This is a genomic window from Arachidicoccus rhizosphaerae (genome assembly GCF_900107765.1).
Lineage (GTDB): Bacteria > Bacteroidota > Bacteroidia > Chitinophagales > Chitinophagaceae > Arachidicoccus > Arachidicoccus rhizosphaerae.
Genome location: NZ_FNQY01000033.1, coordinates 1 through 21,512, shown reverse-complemented (window position 1 = coordinate 21,512; position 21,512 = coordinate 1). Strand labels below are relative to the sequence as shown.

Below are 21,512 nucleotides of genomic sequence, written 5' to 3'. Positions count from 1 at the left end.
GTATTTTTTTATTTAAGCAGGCGGTGTTAAGCCGTTGGGGCTGCCTCTTTAAAGGATTTCATTGCATTGATAAAATCATCAAACAGATACCGGCTGTCATGCGGACCAGGGGTGGCTTCCGGGTGATACTGTACACTAAATACAGGTCTGCCCACCATTCTGAATCCTTCAATGGAACCGTCATTTAAGTTGATATGGGTAACTTCAAGTGCTTTATTCTCCTTGATCTTCTCCGGGTCTACTGCAAAACCATGGTTTTGAGTAGAGATTTCACTCAGACCGGTAATTGTATTTTTAACCGGATGGTTCAGGCCTCTGTGACCGGCATGCATTTTATAGGTAGGGACATCATTGGCGAGTGCCAGAAGCTGGTGACCCATGCAGATGCCAAAGACGGGCATTTGTTCTTCCAGTATGGCTTTTACGATTTTAACGGCATATTCTGTTGCTGCCGGATCGCCAGGTCCGTTGGAAAGAAAATAACCGGTAGGATTGAATTCCTTAAGTCTGTCTAAAGAGGTATGAGCCGGGTGTACTCTGACATAGGCGCCTCTGTCAGTCAGATTTTTCAGGATATTTCTTTTGATACCAAAATCCAGGACGGCAACTCTTAAGTCAGATGCCGGATCGCCCAGTTCGTATTCTTCCTTGGTGGTTACCTCAGAAGTCAGATCCAGCCCTTCCATGTCAGGGACGGCAGCCAGTTGCTTTTTCAGTTCTTCTACATTATCATTATCAGACGAAATGAGGCAGTTCATGGCTCCTTTATTCCGGATATGGGTAACTAAAGCACGGGTGTCAACATCCGCAATGGAGACAATATTATTTAAAATCAGGTATTCTTCCAGAGATTTATCGGCCTGATAACGGGAATAGTTATTTTCCAGGTTCCGGCCAATCAGTCCCTTGATTTTAATGGTATCGCTTTCCACGTCCTCGGCTTTAGTACCATAGTTACCAATATGGACATTATTCATAATCAGAATCTGACCATAATAACTGGGATCGGTAAATACTTCCTGGTAACCGGTCATTCCTGTATTAAAACAGATTTCACCGGTGGTCGTGCCAATTTTACCAAAAGCCTTTCCATGAAAAATTGTTCCGTCAGCTAATAATAATAGAGCGGATTGAGAAGTTGAAGACATGCTTAAAAATTTCGTTTTGCAAAAAAACATCATTTTGAGGACTTATCCTGCATTTTCTCGGCAAAATCCGTTTAAGGAAGGCATAAAAAAATACCGGAGGCTGATTATCAGACTTCCGGTATTTGCAAACGAATTGTTGTTAGTCTATGCTTTTACTATTTGACGGTGCCGTCTATGACCAGTAATACAGGGCGGTCGTATCCGGCAAATTTCACCGTGACCATTTTAGTAAAAGCGCCACTGGCTTCCGCGTTATAGGTAACGGATATTTCACCGGTTTTCCCAGGTAAAACGGGTTGCTTAGGGTAGGTAGGTGTTGTACAGCCACAGGAAGCAACAGCCGTTTCAATAATCAGGGGTTTTTTACCCTCATTATCAAAGGTGAATTTGGTAGTTACGGGTTTGCCTTGCTTGATATCGCCAAAATGGTGTTTTAATTCGTTGAATTTGGCCTCTTTAACAGCGGTCTGCTTGGTGGTATCCTGCGCCATACAGAAAGTAACGCCAATCATTAATAAGAATGCCAGTGACAATAGTTTTTTCATTTGTTTAATTTTAATATTATTTTTTCTGTGTATGTATTGTAGCTTGATTTCATTTAATACTTGATGCTGAGACCTGGATTTAGCTGTTTGTTTAGATACAATGTTCATCCCAAGGTTTAAAAGCGGGGCTTTATGTATTTGATCAAATTTAATATTAGTTTTTAACGATTCCCTTGCCTCTGAACCGTAGGATGGTAACAAACTGACCTTCGGGGGCCTGGAACAGTACGCTGAGCGTTTTGTTGAAATTGCCATCAGCATGGCCGTTAAAGCCTACTTTCATGGGAATCGTATCACCTGGAGCATATACGCCTTTCGTATATTCAGGTGTGGTACAGCCGCAGCTGACCACCACATTAGTAAGTCTTAAGCTGTCTTTACTGATGTTCACCATCTTTATCGGATACTGCACAGCTGTGCCGTAGGTGATATCCCCAAAGTCATGATCTGTGTCATCCGTCTTTATATATTTAAAGCCATCAATGGGTGGAGCATGTTTTACCATCTGTGCCTTTACGACGCAGGTGCCTCCTATAATAATAGCTAATATTGCTATAAATCGCTTCATGGTTATTCTTTGTTAATTGATTCCAAAAGTAGGGGATACAGTGCATTAGAAAAAATAGCCTCTTAAATTTAAATGGATATTTAACTTTGCCTGATGAAAACCTCCCTTGTATTAATCAACCAGCATGGATTGGAAAAGGTTCCCTACCTGCATTACATATATAATGCCATTATTGAGGCTTATGCCGCCCGGGGAAATACGAAAGTGCTGAGTTTTGCAGACGTCAGTTACCAGAAAATTGCCGCCGAGGGGAATAGTACGGCACTATTGGTGATTAAGGTGCCGGAAGGCGCTTCAATAAAGAAAAACCTTTGGGAGAAAATAAATTATCCCGCACTGGTCAGACAACTGGCCCCGGAAAATATTTTTTATCTGGGAGAAGCGTTACCTGTACTAAAGGAGACCAAAGGGGCTGTTCAATGGCAGTTTGTGTGGGATCTCAGTTCAATGATCCTGCCTGATGGAGCCAAGGAAGCATTGATTAAAAAAGCCAGGAAAAAAACGGAAAAACTACTATGGAGTGATAAAATAGTCAGTTATAGTAATACAGCGGTCGACAGCCTGAAATCGGTGCTCCCGCTGGCAGCTCATGAAAAACTGATCAGTTGGGTGCCTGCCCCTGATAAAAGTTTACTGAACCCGGCCTTATATACAGACGAACTTTTGGAGACATTTAAAAATCAGCATACGGATGGTGAAGCCTTTTTTATGCTGGACGCCAGATCTGCGGGGGAAGCGGAGGTGATTGAATACCTGAAAGCTTTCTCTCATTTTAAAAAATGGCAGCGCAGCTCCATGCGCCTGGGGCTGCTGTTATCCGGAGCGGTTGCGCAAGATGTTGATTTTCAAGAAAAATTAGATGCCTACTATTATAAAAAGGATGTCCATGTATTAACCGGTCTTGATAAGGCTACGCTTTATGGTTGGTTAAAATCCGCCTATGCGGTAATAACGCCCGGTTTATCGGACCAGGGGCTGGATTTGCAGCTGGCTACCGCTGGTTTAGGTAGCCTGATTGTGGCTCCCGCCACCCCGGCCGCGGCGTCTTTATTACCGGGTGCTGTTTTTGATCTGCCCGCAGTGGACAAAACGTCTTTAGGACAAGTATTGATTTCCTGTTATAAATCAGAGGTGTTACGCTCAAGACATATCCGTGCCGGTCAGGAGGCCAGCGAAAACTGGCAGGATGCTCGCCCTGTTTTTTAATCTGATGAGGGGAAGCGTATGTAGGGTTCTGTTATTTTGTAACCGGAGGGGAAAGGCTGATTGTATGCGCTACTTCATCCGGGTTTATAATGGAAAGGAATACGGAACCTCCGGCTGTAAATTTTATCCATAGGCCTGTATTGCCTGTGGTGGTATAGCCTTTCCCATATTTCTTGCTGACCTTAAAGCCCCATCCCCCAAAATCCCTTAACGGGTTATACGTTATAATCTGAATGGAATGAATTTCTGCCCATGGAATTTTCCTGAGCGCGCTTATGACGGGAAAATAATTATAAGATATTTCTTCCGGTCCTGTAATAAGTGTCATTTTTTGTAAAAGAAGCAGTAGCAGTACGGTCCCGGAAATGGTAAATGTTGATACGGCGCATATGATATTAATCGTGTCATCACGTCTAGCCCCGTCCCAGGCCAGGTAAATGCAGACCGCAAATACGGGCAGAAAACTGCAGATAAACCATGGATTAAAAATTTTGCGGGATTGCCGGTAATTTGTTTTTTCCATATATGGTCCGTTTTTGTCCATGCAAAAGAAGCAGTGAGGAGGACAACGACTCTTGCGGGAATAAAATCATGCTAGGGCTTCTTTTTCTGATAGGCCAACAGCCAGGCTGTAACCTGATCATAGGTGTCCAGTCCCTGAGGCTGCTGATTGGCCTTTAGAAAGAGTCCGTAGAGTTTTGTCGTAAACCTGCCTACGGGATTTTCATGCGCATCAAAAAAAGCTTTCAGATGGGCAAGGTCCTGTTTTACCAGTGTATCGAGTTGATTAAAATTACTGCGGGCCATATTTGAATCCCGGTACCAGAGTTCGCTATTGGCATATCTGAACAGCTCCAGGTGCGTGGAATACTGAAAAATCGGATCCATGCTGGAGGTTGCGGCTAAAAAACCGACAAAATTGGCCTCATCCTCCGTGGCATATCCTAATTGATGGGCCATCTCATGACAGGCTACATAGGGCAAAAGGATGCCGGGAAGGGCCGTATTCACCTGTGCTTCTCCGGTAAACGGATTGTAATACCCGGTGTACTGCAAATAACCGCCCAGTGCATTGTAAACAGGGACTTTTATACTACGATGATGATAGGCTAAAAAAGGGTATTGTTTCATCAGATGCTGATATGACTGGACAGCACCATTAAATAAGGTTTTATGATTGGGCAGCTCAATTGGATTGCCTAGCTGCAAACGGTCCCGGTTTGTTTTTTTTAATAAATTCTGGGTAAGGTTTTGCAGTTCCTCCGTGCTGTAATCCTTGGTAACGGTAAGGCCTAATTGATGAGCGATCCCCAGTCTGCTGTAGTTAAGCCCCCAGAAAAGATAAAAAAGTACATAAAGAACGGAGCCGACATATAAAGTAGTCATAAGGGACTTAAAGCCATAGCTACGGGTCCATCTTCTTTTTATGATGGTTCTGATAAAACGCAACAGCCGCCATACAATGAAAATTCCTAACAGGGTATAAAGGATATCGCCCAGGCTAAAGGGTACCCAGCCAAAGCTGATTCTGAGGGCGCCGGCAATAAATGGATAGAGGCCCAGGCTGTAATAGGATTCAATGAATGCAGGAAACCGGCCGGCAATGGACAGGCCTATACAGCATGAAAGCAGTATTATCAGACATTTGCCGGATCTTGTTTGAAAAAAAGCCTGATTAGTGGGGTGTTTCCCCTTGGTTTTTACCACTCTTTTGGCCTTTAACGGTTTTTTTGATGGTTTAGCTTTCATTGTGCCTGCAATTTAAGGGCAAAATTCCACAGTAAAAAGCCATCAATAGTGGGTATCTTCGCCCCGGAACTTTGAATTGAAAAATACGTGTATATGACGGCTGAACAACAACGGTTATTATCCAATGCCAAAACAGAAGTCCCACTTGAAAAGTGGGGCCCGTATCTGGCAGAAAGGCAATGGGGAACAGTTAGAGAAGATTATAGTGAGAATGGCGATGCCTGGAATTATTTCCCTTTCGAACACGCTGCCAGCAGGGCATACAGATGGGGAGAAGATGGTATTGCCGGTATATCCGATATGTTTCAGAATCTTTGTTTTGCCGTGGGAATGTGGAATGGCCAGGACAATATTGTGAAGGAGCGCTTATTTGGTCTGGGCAATTATGACGGGAACCACGGAGAAGATGTGAAGGAACTATATTATTATCTGGATAATATTCCTTCCCATTATTTTATGCGCTATTTGTATAAATATCCACAGGCCGCCTTCCCTTATGAGCAGTTATTGACGGAAAACAGAAAACGCTCAGCCCTGGATGAGGAATTTGAAATTCTGGATACCGGTGTCTTTAACGACAATCATTATTTTGATATTGATATAACTTATGCCAAATACGATAAGACAGATATTGGTATTAGGATTACAGTTAAAAACAGATCCGGCAGCGCTGCGCCACTGACGCTGCTGCCAACGCTATGGTTTTATAACCGCTGGCAGATGGAGCCTGAAAGCATAAAGCCCTCTATGATGCTGAAGAAACCGGGCGTGGTAAAAGCAACCCATAGCCGGCTGGGGGATTATTATCTGTATTATCCTGCCGCGGATGAACAGTATTTTACGGAAAACGAGACAAATTTTGAAAAGCTCTATGGTAAGCCGAATCTGACGGCTTTTACAAAGGACGCTATCCAACAGGCAGTTATTTATGGTGAAAATAAAACGGAACTGGCCTCTCTGGTTGCCGGTACAAAGTTTTCTCCTGTCTATCATTTGCAAATGCAGCCAGCAGAAGAAAAGGTATTGTTTTTACGGTTATCCAGTCATTATATGGAAGACCCTTTTGAACAGGGGGCTAATTATATTTTTAAATTAAGAGAACAGGAAGCTGATGCCTTTTACCAGGCCATATTACCCAAAGATCTTTCCAGCGATGCGATTAACATACAAAGACAGGCATTTGCCGGACTGCTCTGGAATAAACAATATTATCATTATGATATTGAAAAATGGATACAGTTTGGTGACGGAATTGCCCATAATAATGAAGTAAGGGCGCACGGCAGAAACTGGGATTGGCAACATATTAAAAATCAGGATATTATTCTGATGCCTGATAAATGGGAATATCCCTGGTACGCGGCATGGGATCTGGCGTTTCAGTGTATTGCACTGGCCAGAATTGATGTGGTATTTGCCAAACATCAACTGTCGCTGATCATGCGCGAATGGTATATGAAACCTGACGGGCAGTTACCGGCCTATGAATGGAGTTTCAGTGACGTGAATCCTCCGCTCCAGGCATGGTCTGCCCTGGAAATCTATCAGATTGAAAAAAAGCAAAAAGGCAATGGCCCGGGTGATATCAATTTTTTGAAAAAGGTCTTTCATAAACTGCTGATTAATTTTACCTGGTGGATCAACAGAAAGGATCCTAATGGCAAGAATATCTTTCAGGGCGGTTTTCTCGGGCTGGATAATATCGGGGCTTTTAACCGCAATATGCCGCTGCACAGTGAAATGAAACTTGAACAGGCCGACGGTACCAGTTGGATGGGGATGTATGCCTTAAATATGATGGATATCGCGCTTGAAATAGCGCTCTATGATCCCTCTTTTGAGGATACGGCCACCAAGTTTTTTGAGCACTTTGTGTTGATCGCGGAATCCCTCAATGAACTCGGAATGTGGAATGAAGAAGACCGGTTTTATTATGATGTTCTGGTATCCAAAAGTGGCGATCCGCTACACTTAAGAATCCAGAGTATCGTTGGACTGACTACCCTTTTTGCCGCATCTATCATCCGAAAACCTGCGCTCAAAAACCTGAAAGATTTTACCAAACGAATCTCCTGGTATGAAAACTACCGGAAGGAAAATGGCAAGTTCTGGCCCAATGAGGAAAAGCACGGCAGCGATAAAATATTGATTTCACTGATTCCGAAGGAAAGACTGGTTTTTCTTTTGGAAAGAATTTTAAGCGAGACGGAATTTTTAAGCGAAGGTGGTATCAGAGGACTTTCAAAATACCACAAGGAGCATCCCTATGAGGTTACCATGGATGGGGTGCTATATCGGATACAATATGATCCGGGAGATGCCACCTCTGATTTTTTCGGCGGCAACAGTAACTGGAGAGGACCTATCTGGATACCGATAAACTATTTACTGATTCGAAGCATACTGCAATATGGCCGGTTCTATCAGGATAGCCTGAAGGTGGAATATCCAACCGGTTCAGGCAATCAGTTGACGCTTCTGGAAGTGGCTACTGAACTCACCAAAAGAGTAATTAGCTTGTTTTTGAAAGATGAGCAGGGCAAAAGAAGGCTGAACGGTTCACAGTATGACTGGTTTTATGACCTGCCTGAAAATAATGATCTGGTATTGTTCTATGAATATTTCAACGGGGATACAGGCAGAGGGCTGGGCGCCAGCCATCAGACAGGCTGGACGGCACTGGTCGCTGAACTCATCAGTGAAATCCATAAAAAATTACCGGCAGAAGACCTCTGATCATCAGAGGTTGCTGCCGGTTTTGACCCTATGAAGAAATTGAACAATTAATCGTTTTTAAGACTTTTTACCGGATTTACCGTTGCACTTTGTCTGGTTTGCAGGTAGATCGTCAGAAAAGCAAGTAATATTACCAGTAAATCCGGGATGATGAAAAGCCGTACAGATAAAGGTATTCGGTATAGCATGGTCTCCAGGAATTTATGTGCAGCCATATAAGTTATAGGGGCCGCAATGATTAAAGACAGCAGTACCAGTTTCAGGTAATCTGTAGTCAAAAGGCGGATAATGCCGCCTACAGAGGCCCCATATACCTTGCGGATCCCGATTTCCTTTCTGCGCCGTTCTGATGACAGAACGGAAAGCCCAAATAGTCCCATAAAGGATATGATAATGGTGACCAGTCCGCCAAATAGCAGGATTTGCCGCCATTTGGCAATATCGCTGTACTGCATTTTATTGGACTGCTGGACAAAGTTGTAACTATAGGGGCTTAATGGGAAAAGCGCCTGATAGGTGGTTTTAATGTGATTAAGTGCTGCGCTGGACATCCCGGGCTGAATCTTTATATAAAACGCATTTAATTTATTGATATCCTGCCATCGGAAAACCTGGGGATTAATTGGTTCGTTCATGGATCCGTAATGATAATTTTTTACAACGCCTATGACTTCAACCACTTTGTTGTCTTCAGGAGTGATAGTGATTTTTTGTCCCAGAGGTGCAGTCCAGCCTGCTTCTTTGACAAAGGCCTCATTGACCAGGATTTTGTCAATGGAATCTGTTGGGTTAGTCGGGGAAAAGTTCCTGCCAGTCAGAATCGGAATCTTTAATTCATCCAGGAAATTGGGTGTAATCATATCACTCAGAAAATTAATGACGGCGCCACCTGAAGTTTTGGCAAGCGTGGAATGTAAGCCTCCGTTTTTTGCCGCCACTTCTTTAATGGCCGGGTTCTCTGAAAGCATTTTTTGAAATATGGCACCCTTGGGCTGCGCATTATATTGTTCTATTAAAACCAGATTATTGTCATCATAGCCCAGGTCTGCGCTGGTCAGAAATTTAAATTGCTGATACACCACAAAAGTGAGGATTACAAAAAAAGAAGCGATAGTGAACTGGACTACAACAAGAGATTTTTGCAGATAGTTCTTTCCTTGTACATCAAAGCGGTTATAAAGAATTTTTGTGGGTTCAAACCTGGTCAGTACGAGTGCAGGATAAAATCCGGCTATAAAGCTGGTCAGCGCAAACAGACCGGCAAGTGATGCTATCAGGCCTGCATCCAGCAGATAGGATAGCGATAATGACTTATTGGCCAAGGTATTGAATAAGGGTAATAACAGCTCGGTTAGTAGTAATGCCAGGCAAAAGGAAATCATGCATAAAATAATGGACTCTCCCATGAATTGAATGATAAGTTGCTTTTTGTTGCTTCCAACCACTTTACGGATCCCGATTTCCTTGGCCCTTTTCAAGGACCGGGCGATGGTTAAGTTTATAAAATTGATACAGGCGATAAGCAGGATAAACAGGGCGATGCCGGAAAGGATATAGGAGTAGACGGGGTTGCTGGTAGCACTTATGCCATTGCCGGAGCTGATGGCTTTGTCCAGGTGCATGGCAGCTATTGGCTGAAGGCGGTAATCTTCCATGGAGGCCTCGGAGGCAGAAAGGCCGTATTGTTGCAACAGGGATTTAAAAGTAACGGATGCGTCTTTGAAATAATAATTTTTCATTTGCCTTTCCACCTGACCCAGGTTCGCATGGTCATCCAGCATTACAAAAGTGTTAAGAAAGGAACTGAACCAGTTTTGCGGATTCGCTTCATCCGCCGCTGAAACCTTAATCGGGGACAGGGCATTGAATCTGATGGATGAATTCTGCGGACAATCTTTTGCGACAGCGGTTACGGTGTAGGGTTTGAAGGTGGTATCCTCTTTTAATAGAACGGTTTTACCCAATATGTCTGTAGACCCAAACTGACGAATCGCCTCTGTTTTAGACAGGACAATAGAGTACGGGTCTTTCAGGCAGGTTGCTGGATTGCCTGCAATGAGAGGAAAACTAAAAAATACGAAGAAATTTGAATCTGCCCTGAAGAAATTCATTGACTGGACTTCCGTTCCTTTTTTAAAATCCGTCCCGTCATATTCAATCCTTACAAAGGACCTTATCCCCGGAACATGCGCGGCAAACCGGGGTCCTTCCAGTAAGCCGGTATTACTGCTGATTTTGCTTTCGCCTTTAAAAGTACTCTGGCTGACGACTCGGTAAATCTGATGGCCATGTTCATGAAATTTATCAAAGCTGAGTTCATCTTTGACAAATAACAAAATCAGCATACTGCAGGTCAGACCAATGGTCAATCCTGTTATATTGATAAAGGAAAAGACGGAGGCTCTTTTAAAGCCCCGCCAGGCAACTTTTAGATAATGTCTGAACATAGTAATGGACCGTTTAACGGTGGATAAACAAAAGGACTGTTTAGTATGATTAGAATAAAACGAATTAAATGCCACTAAAATAATACACTGTAAATGAATTTGTTATGAAAATCCTTGCTTCTGTGGACTGTTCGCAATTGATACAAGTGTCCGTTTTTGGACAATAGGGTATATTTCCATGTATGTGTTTACCGGCTTTATTTGACAGGATTTAGCTGCTGCCAGTAATTTTTTAATGCAATTAAGCTATTTTAGAAATCAATCCTATTTGGTTGGCAGGCTTTTGCTATATGCGGAAGTGCCGGCATTCCGAATAATCAAAAGAATCTACATATCTTCGTTATATCATGCGCAAATATCCCATAGGCATACAAAGTTTCCGGAAAATCCGTCAGAGAGGCTATGTGTATATCGATAAAACGGAGATTATACACAACCTGGTTACAACAGGGGAGTATTATTTTCTTAGTCGTCCCAGGCGTTTTGGGAAGAGCTTACTTGTGGATACTATTGAAGAACTTTTTAGCGGAAACAAGGAACTTTTTGAAGGACTTTGGATCTATGACAAATGGGACTGGTCAAAGACGAGTCCTGTGATTCATATTAGTTTTGCCAATATTGGTGTTAAAACAAAGGGTTTAGAAGAGGCTATTAATGGAGCTTTGGAAGATAATGCAATTCGTTTGGGGGTTTCACTGACTAATAAAGAGTATGATCTTAAGTTTAAGGAGCTAATTCAAAAAGCTTCCGCAAAGGGGAGGTCGTAATTCTTATTGATGAATATGATAAGCCAATTATTGACTTTTTGGAAAATCCTGAACAAGTTGAGGCACATCGGTCTAAAATGAGCACCTTTTATTCTATCCTTAAAGATAGTGATAATTATATACGCTTGTTAATGATTACAGGGGTCAGTCAGTTTAGTAAAACAAGTATTTTTTCAGATCTTAATAATTTGCGTAATATCACTTTGGTCACTCCTTTTGGGGATATCGTTGGGATTTCACAAACTGAGCTGGAGGAAAACTTTGCTCAGGAGATATCCCAATTGCAAAAAACGAAGCCTGATATTTTAAATCAAATAAAGACTTGGTACAATGGTTATACCTGGAATATGCAGACCTGGGTCTATAATCCATTTTCCCTGCTTAATTTTATGGCTGATCCCGTTTTTCGAAATTATTGGTTTGAGACTGCCACGCCTACATTTTTATATAAGTTACTTAAAGACAATGCTGTTTATGATGTAGAAAAATATGAGATCGGAGGCCAAGAGTTATCTAACTTTAATACGAATGATCCTGATATAGCACCTTTGCTTTTTCAGACTGGATATCTGACTATAAAAAAATTCTCGGAGCAAGATAGTCTTTATGAGCTGGGCTTCCCAAATAGGGAAGTTAGGGCTAGTCTATTGGGAGGGTTATTAAGTGCATACCGGCTCAATGATGGACAATCTTCCATGGATTTATTGGTTGGGCTAAGGACTACTCTTATAAACGGAGATATCCCAGCAATGATTTTAAGGTTAAATGCAATTATTGCCAGTTTGCCCTATGACCATTGGAACCCTAAAACGGAGACCGCTTTTCATGCCTTGATTCATATAGGCTTTAAATTTGCAGGGCTTGATGTTGAATCAGAGGTACACAGTGCTAAGGGTAGGTGTGACATACTGGTTAAGACTGATTTGTATATTTATGCCATGGACTTAAAATTGGACGATGCCAGTACTAAAGCCTTGGCGCAAATTAAGGAAAAGGGCTATCTTAAGCCCTACGCTTCGGATCCAAGAAAGAAATTCGCTGTTGGCATCTCTTGCTGTTCTAAAAAAAGGGAAATCGGCAATTATCTGGTGGAAGAGCAGTAGCAGTATGGACAAAGGCCAATGGACGGTTGCATTCCGAAAGGCACTAAAGGAATAGTCAGGGGTAAATAAAAGTTTGATATTTAGCGAATAGATTATTGCAAATTTATCAGGTGCTTGATGCCTTCCCATAGAATCTGCAGGCCCACACACATGACCAGAAAGGCACTGATGCGGTTGACTACCTGCTGCCCACGGGAACCTATCCTTTTAAATAAAAATAAGGTATTAATTAAACAGATATAGATCAGTATCACCATCATGATGATGCCTACAATTAATGATCCTGTATTAAACAGGTATTGCTGCCAGTTCTGGTTGGCGCTCGATGCACTCAGTGTCAGTAGAACTGAAATAGTACCCGCCCCTGAGAGCATGGGAAAGGAGATTGGATAGAAAAGAATGTTCTCAACTTCTTTGTATTTGTCCTCGGGTTGTGTAAAGGTTTCAGGGCCTTTATTGGTTTCGTTTTTGGCGATGAGTAAATTCCATCCCATATGGAAGATGATAATGCCCCCCGCTATTTGTACAATAGGCAAGGAAAGCCCGAAAAGTTTCAGGACCCAACTGCCTAGTATAACAGACACCATACAGATTGCCAGGGAATAAAAAGAGATTTTTCTGGCAGCAATTAAGCGTTGTTTTTTAGTCAGCCCGCTTAATAGCGGATCGATCATAAAGGATGTGCCTACCGGATTTACGGCAGGAAACAGGGTAATAAAAGTAATAAAGGCCAGGTGCAAAAACGAGGACATGGATTCCATATTACATTGATTCTTTAGTCTACGGTTAATAATATTTAATTATACCAAACAGGGAAACTAATGAGAAAGTACCCTTCCGGTGTAAATACCATATAATAACGCTAAACCAAATATAATAAAAATAACGCCTGAAATCCGATTTACAATATGAATATTATGGGGTGTTAACCTGTTTCTGATTTTTCCGGCCAGAAAAACCTTGGAGATATCTAATGTGAAAGTAAAAATAAGACAGGTTAGAAAGACAATGATTCGGTATTGAATCTCATAAGGTAAATAGTTTTTGGCACTGACCATAATGGAAGCAGAGGTCGCTATCCAAAATAAAATGACGGCAGGGTTTAAGGTATTCATTAAAAAGCCTGAGAAAAAAATGGAGACGACATCCCTGTTACTTAATTTCTTTTGTAAAATCTCTTTATCCTCTGTTGTAATGGATTTTTTCAGAAAGAAATTATAAAAGCCAAGAGCTATTAAAAAGAAGCTCCCTCCGAATCCGATAACTTTTTCAAGCATACCGGTGGAGCTGAAAATCTGGGTGAAGAAATTACAGAGTATGACCAGCAAGGTGTCTGACATGGAGACTCCGAATATAAAAGCGACGCCACCTTTATGCCCGTTACTGATGCTTTGTTTGATAATCGCAAAAATAACCGGTCCGACAGAAATGCCGAGCATAAGTCCTATTGCCAGACCTTTTATAATTGCTGAAAATAACATTCAATAATATTGCTAAGGGATGTATGGACTATAAAAATCGTTATGGCCCATCCCGATTGCTTTAAAAAATTTAGTACAAAATGGTGATTTTTGATTGTTTTTTAATGTAAAACAATCAAAATGCCTTGTAAGCGTGAAAATATAGAAATAATAGAGGATTACAAACAATAAACCCTTAAAAAGAAAATTAATAGCCCTGTTCGCTTAAAAAATTCTTCCAGGCTTCCAGTAATCCACCCTTTAATACACGGGGGAATTTATGCTGTCCACCCATTTTTCCTCTGATTTCCAGAAATTTTAGAAAGGTCTCTTCCGGTAATACTTCAATAAAGATTTCCTTGAGCGCGCTTTTGCGTTCAACCGCATAATCATCATTGAGCTCTTTGAGATGTTTATCAATAGCTGTAACCAGTAATTTTTTATCTACTTGCTGATCGCAGGCAACAAACCATCTGTGAGCAAAGAAGCTGCCGTGAGGTTCTCCGGTGACGGTAAATTCAGTTATGGATACATCCAGCTCTTCTGCCGCCAACTGAATGGCCTTATTCATATTATCCACACTCAGGTGTTCACCAACCAGACTTAAAAAGTGTTTGGTTCTTCCTGAAATAATAATTTCTGATCTGGAAACATCGGTGAAACGGATGGTATCGCCCAGAAGGTACCTCCAGGCGCCGGCCGGCGTACTAATGAGTAATGCGTAGTCTTTAGCTTCACTGACCTGATGGGCCAATAATATTTCCGGGTTTTCCACTAAATCGCCTTCAGCAGTAAAATTTTTGTCATCAAAGGGCACAAACTCAAAAAATATATGATCTGAGACTACCAGGCGCATCCCGCCTTCAGCGTCCTGTCTATTTTGATAAGCAATAAAGCCTTCGCTGGCCAGATAAGTCTCTATATATGTCAGGGGTTTACCTAACAGTTTATTGAATCCTTTTTTATAGGGTTCAAAACTGACGCCTCCATGGACAAAATAGGAGAGGTTCGGCCAGATTTCATGGATATGTTTAAGATTGTATTTTTCAATCACCATTTCCATGCACATCTGAACCCAGGCAGGAACACCTACTATAAAACCAATGTCCCAGTCCGGGGCATTGTCTACGATGTCAGCGAGTTTTTTATTCCAGTCTTTTTCCCGGGCAATCTCCTTTGTGGGTTTATAAAATGGTTGGAACCAGAAAGGAGATTTTTTTACAGTAATGCCACTTAAATCACCCATATAATGGCCAAGCCCTTTTTGCAGATCGGTGCTGCCGCTGAGTAGCAACCAGCCCCTCCCAATGGATCGTACATTAATGTCCGTATAATTACGCAGGCTAAGCAGCTGTTTAATCATGACCAGTTTATTACCCTGGAGTAAATCATTGGTGATGGGCAGGTATTTGCTGGCAGCATCACTTGTACCACTGCTCAGCGCATAGTATTTCACTTTGCCCGGCCAGCAGACATCCGGTTTGTTTTCTAGGGAGCGGTGCCACCACTCCTTATAAATAGAGCTATAATTATAGATGGGTACGGTTTGCTGAAAGGCTTTAACCGGATCCGGCTGCATTAAAATATTATCAAAATGATATTTTTGGCCGAACTCCGTAAATCTTGCTTTATGCATCAGTTTTTTCAGGATTCTAAGCTGATGTTTACCTACATCCCCATTGGCCAGGCGCAAAGCCTTTGCCATCCTATTGGGGAGTTTAATATCAAAAATGGCCATTAACTAATAAATAAATTAAAAAATGGAAGTAAGTAAGGCTCCTGGTTATTTATTTATTTATTTATGGAACCTGCTCACTATCATACATTGCATCGTTAGCTGCAAAGATAGCCGAGTTTTTGTATATTTTCCAGGAAAATAAATCAGACTTATCAAAACTGTTAAAGGTGTTTTAATGCTTCGCTTAATAACAGGGATTTATTAATGGCGGCGGTGCCCACTTGTTCGCAAACCAGACCTCCGGCAATGTTGCCCAGTTCGGCCGCAAGGTTCATATCCTGCGTCAATGCATAGACCAGACTGATTACTGCTATAACCGTATCTCCCGCTCCGCTTACATCGGCAATATTTCTGATTTTTGCCGCTATTAATTTAGGATTATCACCCGATTTTTGATAAAAGACCCCTTTTTCTGATAGCGTAAACAGGGAATAAAGATGTCCTAATTCTTTAAATAGCCCTTCATGCATAGCAGAAAGAGTTTCTAAGTTTATGTCTTTCAGGTTATTGAGGTTCAGCGCCGCTTTGATTTCTCCAAGATTGGGCTTAAAGATGGTAACTCCTTTATATAAAAAGAAATTATCATGTTTGGGGTCAACAGCTGTAATAATATTATGCTGTGTAGCCAGCCGGATCGACTCCTGGATGATTCTGGGGGTCAGGACCCCCTTATTATAGTCTTCCAAAATCAAGAGCTGGGGCGTTTGCTCCTCAAAAAAGCCTTCAAGTCTTTCTAATACTTTGTCTTCTAGGTCTTTAGGTAGGTTTATGGAAAGCTCGTTGTCCAGCCGCATCACTTGTTGATTGCGTGCCATAATGCGGGTCTTTCGGGTCGTCGGCCGGTCGTGACTAAGAAGAATGTGTTGATGACTGATGGCACTTTGCTCCAGTAATTCCTTTAGCGCCGTACTATAACTATCATTGCCGGCCACAGAAAATAAATGCACACGGGCGCCTAAAGCAGCAAGGTTCAGAGCCACATTTGCGGCGCCGCCCAACCTGAGTTCTTCTTCTTGGATATGCACGATGGGTACAGGGGCCTCTGGAGAGATGCGGTCTACCTTACCCCATAAATAACTATCCAGCATCACATCTCCTAGGACGACGACGGATTTATCCTTCATTTGGTCAAAAACCTGCTCTATTTTGTCTGCTGCTGTACTATTTTCTGCCAATGTGTTATTATTTTAAACCCCGGGCCATCAGCAATCGCTGATCTTTTTAGGCTTATCCAGGACAGCCCAAAGATATAAAGATATTGTTTTGAAAGATCGAACGCAGGGCTTGTGTTGAAACATGCTTTTACAAAATACTCCGGGCAGATGGCATTAAAACAAGGCTTAAACCTGTTTTTTACCCATTTTGCCGGCTTTGAAATCACTAAAGGCCATAAAGACCATTTTCAGTGTCTGCCATTTTTTAGGACCATATAACACGTTATTTTTAACCCGGTGTAATAAAGCAGTAGACCTTATTTTGAAAACAGATTTAAGTGCTTCCGCTGCCTTATATTTTTGTTTGACATATAAAAAATTACGTACCATATAATATACCCTCAGTGGAGAATGAAAGCTGGTTGCTCTTTGTCCTCCTTGTATGGTTTTGACATTGACTGCTTCTCCCAACTGATGTTCCAGAAATATATGGGTAAACTGAATGATTTGGTAACCGCGTATAAAGGAACGATAACAATACTCATGGTCTACCTCGTCAATAAAGAGCCGCTCGTCAAAAGCTCCGATAGCAGGGTACAACGAAAGATTAAGCAGACTTCCTGACGTAATTAGTTGGTCTGCCGGACTACTGAGATCGGCAATCAGTTCCGGCTTGGTTACAGTTTCCACGCCAAACATGGCCACCTGTTCATGTCCGTTGTAATCCTGCATATACTCAAAATAGGCTGTTATATGCTCTGCATCAAAATAAGAGTCCTGATCCATAGTCAGTAACCATTTGTAGCCGGCTTTTATCGCCAGATCTGCGACCTGATTTAATCGGTAGGCGATACCTTCATTGCCACCGTTATTGACTAAGGTGATTTTTGGGTTATCCAAAATGGAGTCGGAGAAATTCAGCTTCGGGGAACTGTTGTCGGCAATATACAGATGGTCTACCTCAGACAGGTAGCTCTGAATGTTTTGAAGAAATTCAGGGCCCGGGTTGTACGTAATGACGATTGCTGCAATAGATCCCACGTGGTAATGATATTTAAATTTAACTGTGAGACTCAAAGATAGTTAAATGTGAAGTACTTCTTTTATGCAATAGTGCATAATTAAGTGCTATTAAAGAAATTAAGAGGTATGAATATTAAATTTATAAATTTGTTGGGAGATTATATATTTAAAATCTCCTTTTAATATTTGGTTTTAGGATCATTTTATTAGTTCTATTAGGAGTAACAAAATTTCTTGATTTTAGAATTGGATTCTTGGCAACTGAAGAATTAAGGCTTTCGGATTTGATTAATTCGTTTAATGCTGTTGCTAAACATTGCTCTGCTGGATTACCGAAATTTTTTGATAAGTCATCCAAAGCTTGTTTCTCAGTTTTCATTCCTTGAAAATATTCTCCTTCATTATTTGCATTTTTTGTTTCAAAATTCGGCATCCACATACGATATTTCCCTATACGAATCTCAAAAAATCCTACTGGCTTTCCAAATGTCCGATCCCCTTTGTTGCCTAATGCCGCTCCAACGAGGTGGACATCCATATATGGTTTTAAGTTATTTATGCATAGCTCACTTGCAGATGCAGTTTCAGAAGAGACAATGAAAATTATTTTTGAAAGCGACGTTAAGCCTCCCTTTGCAATAGATTTATTAAATCTATGTGTCATTTGTGGATTGTCCGATGATGGTAAATAATTTAGATCAAACCAAGTTCCATTATTGGGGAAATCGTAATCAAGAGGAATGTTTTTTAATAAAGGAGCGGATTTGTTTATAAAATTTTGATTAAAATATGTTGTGTACATAATCTTATTATCAGTTGACAGTGGAGCTATTAAATTATCTAAATATTCGGCCATTTCGACATAACCGCCTCCATTATATCTTAAATCTACAATAAGGTCCGTCGCATTTTGGAATTTATTTGTAAATGTAATATTTAAAAAAGAATCGACATTATAGCTGAATGTCTGCAACGCTAAATATGCGATTTTCTTTCCATTAAAATTAAGTATTGTATCTTTAAAAATTGGATTTATGTCATAAGTATCCTTATGGATTTCTAAATCTTTAAGGTGGTTGCCGTTGACGCCATCTCGGATCGTAAGTTTAATTGATGGACCAGTAATCGCAGAAACAAGTTCCTCTGTGTCGTAATTAGTCCAATCGACGTATTCTTTGTTATTTATGCGATAAACAACATCGCCTCTTTTTAAGCCTGCCTTGAAGGCAGGTGAACCTGTTGTCACCCATTGAATGATGCAAATTGTTGAATCTTTAGTGACATGGATATTAGCATATGTGTTATCTTTTGCAATTGTGACCAAGGCAGGGGAAAAACCTAAAGAAGACTCTTTCCCGTAGATATTTGAATTTAATAAAGTAAAGTTGTTGGAATTTAGGTTTTTATTATTTTTTAATGAAACATTTTCTTCAGAACCAATTTCTGTAATATAGGAATATTTGGGTCTTGAATTATTATTCAACCAAATATAGTTATTGGTAAAATGTTACTGCTCAGGAGGGTAATTAACTGATTATCAACAAATTTATTCTTAGCAAGGTGTTTTAAATTGAATCGTGTTGTGCAACTGAGCCTCGTGTAGACTGTAGTCTTGAATTCCATTTCACTAATACTAGCATTCCGACTATTGATTTGGTTATGTCGTACCGTTTCTCTGCCTGTGACAGTCTTTTGATTTTTACATACCAGCAACGCCATGCTTATGCAGTTTATTAGTACTGCCCGAGGATGACTTGGTAGGTTTAAAATAGATGTTGGATTAATTGAACCGTGCGCTGATAATTTTTACCAGCTCTTCGTGGACATTTTTTGACTGCTTAATAGCAGTGTCTATGACAGATCTGGCAGTAGCATAATCTTCTGCACCGTTACCGGAATTAAATTGGCCGGAGACCTTTATTTTGACTTTTACATTTCTGATACTTCGTTCGGCCCCGTTGTTGTCTGGAGGAACTTCTTTATCCGGATATTGCAGAAACAAAAATACTTTTTCCTTGTGTTTATTGAGCCGCTTCCACAAGGCGGGTATTTTCCCAAGCGCTTCTGATTGGTCCTGGTCTAGCAGTTTGGTTAGCCGATTATTAATTCTGGTAGTCCGGTTTGGAGTTGTTCCATCCTTATGCAATTTTATGGCATCCTTTATTAGTTTGGTTAGCTCCTTTGGCCACTCAATTTCAGGGTGGGCCTCGACAGCGGCCTTTAGTTCCCGTAGCAAATGGACATTGCAGATCTGGTGGGCGGCTGCCGGTGTAGCTAATTGCATGGATAAGCAGTCATGCACCAGAATACTGTAAGGAAAGCCACCCGGGAAGAATGTTTCCTGGGCAACCTGACCTCTGGAAGGGTGTGCACCAATAAAAGTGTAAGAAGTGTTCTGGTAAGTGTGCATCCACCATTTCCTGCCGTTCACGGTGGCACTGGTTTCATCAGCACCAACAACCTTAGATTTTTTCAGATCTTCTTTAATCTCATTAATTTTTCCTTCGCTATCCACAGCAAACCTTTTAAGCATATTGGCAACGGTACCTTCACTAATGCGTATTTTGTATAGGTCCCACAGCAGTTCTACTATTCTTCCATAAGGAATATACTGGCGGACTGATAAATTAACAACCAATGCACTGATATTGGGGCCGTAGTTAACCATCCCCTGGACGCCCCTGGGAAAGGCTCCGCTGTTGCATTTACCGCAGGAACATTGCTTTACAATGCTTTCATGGTTGATCAGGACCGTAGGAGCAATGCTGATATCTACAACCTGATGTATTTGTCCCGGTTCTGCGGTAATCCTTTTCAGAGATTTGCCACAATCAGAACAGATCTCTGGAATATGGGACACCACCTCATCAGGCTCATCCATACAAAACAGTAATGTACTGCCTTTGTGTCCTGGCTGTCCACCCGTCTTTTTCCCGGATTTCTCCCTGAGATTGACAGGGCTACGTTTAGGCTTATACAGGTCCATTGAAGGAGGTCTGGAACTGTTTGAGCTATTTTTCGGCAACCTTGCGATACGGAGTGCTTCCGTAAGCGCTTCTATCTCTTTGGTCTGTTTCAGCTCTTTCTTTCTTAGATGGGCGTTTTCCCGTTTTAACTGAACCCGTTCCCATTTAATGGCTGCTATTTCTTTGGCTTTTTCCTTAAGCTGTCTTTTATCGTCCTTAAGCCGCGCTTTTAATGACAGATTCTCTGTCATTAACCTTTCAGCCTCTAAAGCGTGCTTACAGACCTTGCGAGACCTGCTCTGGACTTTCCTGGTGCTCCTTATGGTAGTAATTGTAGCGATATGCAAATATATAACGTCATATATAATATACAATGTAAATTAGAAGATTATTTGTAAATTTGCATATACAGCGAATGAAGAAACTAGTAATACATAACCAGTCTAAAATCAAAAAACAGATACTAAGCTATTTTCAAAGCACTGAGGATCTGAAGCTCTCGTATAGACTGCATTGCATCCTTATGTTGATAGAAAATGAAACATTAAGTTGTGAAGATGTCGCAAAACTGCACGGAACTACTCCGCAGACCATTGCCAGATGGATTCATGCATTCAATAAAACCGGTGGCGACATAAGCGTGCTAAAAGATAAAGAAAAACCTGGAAGAGCACCAAGGGTTAGCGAAGTTCAATTAAATATCATTTCAGACGTTCTAAAGAAAGACCCGAGAGAATATGGAATAAAGGCTGACAGGTGGGAAGGATCCACTTTATCTGAATTGCTAAAACAGAAATTCAATATTGATCTAAAAATTAGACAGTGCCAGAGAATAATGAAGAAATTAGGGCTTGCGAATAAAAAAGGCCGTGATTGGTCTAATAGACCTCCTGAGCAGTAAC

The 21,512-nt window shown here is 41.2% G+C and carries 17 protein-coding genes and 1 pseudogene; 5 read left to right on the top strand and 13 right to left on the bottom strand.

Annotated features, from left to right (window positions below; all coding sequences use genetic code 11):
- Positions 1–26: 26 nt before the first annotated feature.
- From carA to BLU80_RS17865, 3 genes are all read right to left on the bottom strand, one after another.
- The gene (gene carA / locus BLU80_RS17875) at positions 27–1,148 is read right to left on the bottom strand and encodes a glutamine-hydrolyzing carbamoyl-phosphate synthase small subunit (RefSeq protein ID WP_091401156.1); all 1,122 of its coding nucleotides are present in this window, start codon (positions 1,146–1,148) and stop codon (positions 27–29) included.
- A gap of 155 nt (positions 1,149–1,303) precedes the next feature.
- Entirely contained in the window at positions 1,304–1,693 is a 390-nt protein-coding gene (locus BLU80_RS19605) for a DUF1573 domain-containing protein (protein WP_170831286.1), read from the bottom strand.
- Between the two features lie 154 nt (positions 1,694–1,847).
- Positions 1,848–2,261 (bottom strand): DUF1573 domain-containing protein, encoded by a 414-nt coding sequence (locus tag BLU80_RS17865; protein WP_091401152.1) that lies wholly within the window; start codon positions 2,259–2,261, stop codon positions 1,848–1,850.
- Between the two features lie 93 nt (positions 2,262–2,354).
- On the opposite strand from BLU80_RS17865, the gene BLU80_RS17860 reads away from it, so the two are divergent.
- Positions 2,355–3,467: a hypothetical protein gene (locus BLU80_RS17860; protein WP_091401150.1), complete on the top strand. Its 1,113-nt coding sequence runs from the start codon at positions 2,355–2,357 to the stop codon at positions 3,465–3,467.
- A gap of 31 nt (positions 3,468–3,498) precedes the next feature.
- Here BLU80_RS17860 and BLU80_RS17855 read toward each other — a convergent pair whose 3' ends face one another.
- A complete protein-coding gene (locus BLU80_RS17855; protein ID WP_091401149.1) occupies positions 3,499–3,990 on the bottom strand; it encodes a hypothetical protein in 492 nt (163 codons plus the stop codon).
- 71 nt (positions 3,991–4,061) lie between these two features.
- Positions 4,062–5,216: a DUF3810 domain-containing protein gene (locus BLU80_RS17850; protein WP_091401147.1), complete on the bottom strand. Its 1,155-nt coding sequence runs from the start codon at positions 5,214–5,216 to the stop codon at positions 4,062–4,064.
- 93 nt (positions 5,217–5,309) lie between these two features.
- Here BLU80_RS17850 and BLU80_RS17845 point away from each other — a divergent pair, with 93 nt between their 5' ends.
- A complete protein-coding gene (locus BLU80_RS17845; protein ID WP_091401145.1) occupies positions 5,310–7,952 on the top strand; it encodes an MGH1-like glycoside hydrolase domain-containing protein in 2,643 nt (880 codons plus the stop codon).
- A gap of 47 nt (positions 7,953–7,999) precedes the next feature.
- Here the strand turns inward: BLU80_RS17845 and BLU80_RS17840 are convergent, their stop codons facing one another.
- The gene (locus tag BLU80_RS17840; RefSeq protein ID WP_091401143.1) at positions 8,000–10,399 is read right to left on the bottom strand and encodes an ABC transporter permease; all 2,400 of its coding nucleotides are present in this window, start codon (positions 10,397–10,399) and stop codon (positions 8,000–8,002) included.
- 347 nt (positions 10,400–10,746) lie between these two features.
- Between BLU80_RS17840 and BLU80_RS19925 the strand changes: the two are divergent.
- Positions 10,747–11,279: pseudogene (locus BLU80_RS19925) on the top strand (AAA family ATPase); the annotation flags it as partial.
- Between the two features lie 18 nt (positions 11,280–11,297).
- The gene (locus BLU80_RS20020; RefSeq protein ID WP_449371661.1) at positions 11,298–12,269 is read left to right on the top strand and encodes a PD-(D/E)XK nuclease domain-containing protein; all 972 of its coding nucleotides are present in this window, start codon (positions 11,298–11,300) and stop codon (positions 12,267–12,269) included.
- A gap of 92 nt (positions 12,270–12,361) precedes the next feature.
- Here BLU80_RS20020 and BLU80_RS17825 read toward each other — a convergent pair whose 3' ends face one another.
- From BLU80_RS17825 to tnpC, 7 genes are all read right to left on the bottom strand, one after another.
- Positions 12,362–13,021: a MarC family protein gene (locus BLU80_RS17825; protein ID WP_170831284.1), complete on the bottom strand. Its 660-nt coding sequence runs from the start codon at positions 13,019–13,021 to the stop codon at positions 12,362–12,364.
- A 66-nt stretch (positions 13,022–13,087) separates the two neighbouring features.
- Positions 13,088–13,750 carry a LysE family translocator gene (locus tag BLU80_RS17820; RefSeq protein WP_091401134.1) on the bottom strand — a complete coding sequence of 221 codons (663 nt, stop codon included), beginning with the start codon at positions 13,748–13,750 and terminating at the stop codon, positions 13,088–13,090.
- A gap of 187 nt (positions 13,751–13,937) precedes the next feature.
- Positions 13,938–15,434, bottom strand: a complete 1,497-nt coding sequence (locus BLU80_RS17815; protein WP_244519006.1) for a GH3 family acyl-acid amido synthetase — start codon at positions 15,432–15,434, stop codon at positions 13,938–13,940.
- A 194-nt stretch (positions 15,435–15,628) separates the two neighbouring features.
- Complete coding sequence (locus BLU80_RS17810; RefSeq protein ID WP_244519004.1) at positions 15,629–16,642, bottom strand: bifunctional heptose 7-phosphate kinase/heptose 1-phosphate adenyltransferase; 1,014 nt, start codon at positions 16,640–16,642, stop codon at positions 15,629–15,631.
- Between the two features lie 165 nt (positions 16,643–16,807).
- Entirely contained in the window at positions 16,808–17,662 is an 855-nt protein-coding gene (locus tag BLU80_RS17805; RefSeq protein WP_170831283.1) for a glycosyltransferase, read from the bottom strand.
- Between the two features lie 148 nt (positions 17,663–17,810).
- On the bottom strand, positions 17,811–19,127 hold the full coding sequence (locus BLU80_RS17800) for a S41 family peptidase (protein WP_139188199.1): 1,317 nt from the start codon (positions 19,125–19,127) through the stop codon (positions 17,811–17,813).
- A 297-nt stretch (positions 19,128–19,424) separates the two neighbouring features.
- Positions 19,425–20,861, bottom strand: coding sequence for an IS66 family transposase (gene tnpC, locus BLU80_RS17790; RefSeq protein WP_091398774.1), 1,437 nt, complete (start codon positions 20,859–20,861; stop codon positions 19,425–19,427).
- A 164-nt stretch (positions 20,862–21,025) separates the two neighbouring features.
- On the opposite strand from tnpC, the gene BLU80_RS17785 reads away from it, so the two are divergent.
- Complete coding sequence (locus tag BLU80_RS17785) at positions 21,026–21,511, top strand: helix-turn-helix domain-containing protein (RefSeq protein WP_091398775.1); 486 nt, start codon at positions 21,026–21,028, stop codon at positions 21,509–21,511.
- The last annotated feature ends 1 nt before the right edge of the window (position 21,512 follow it).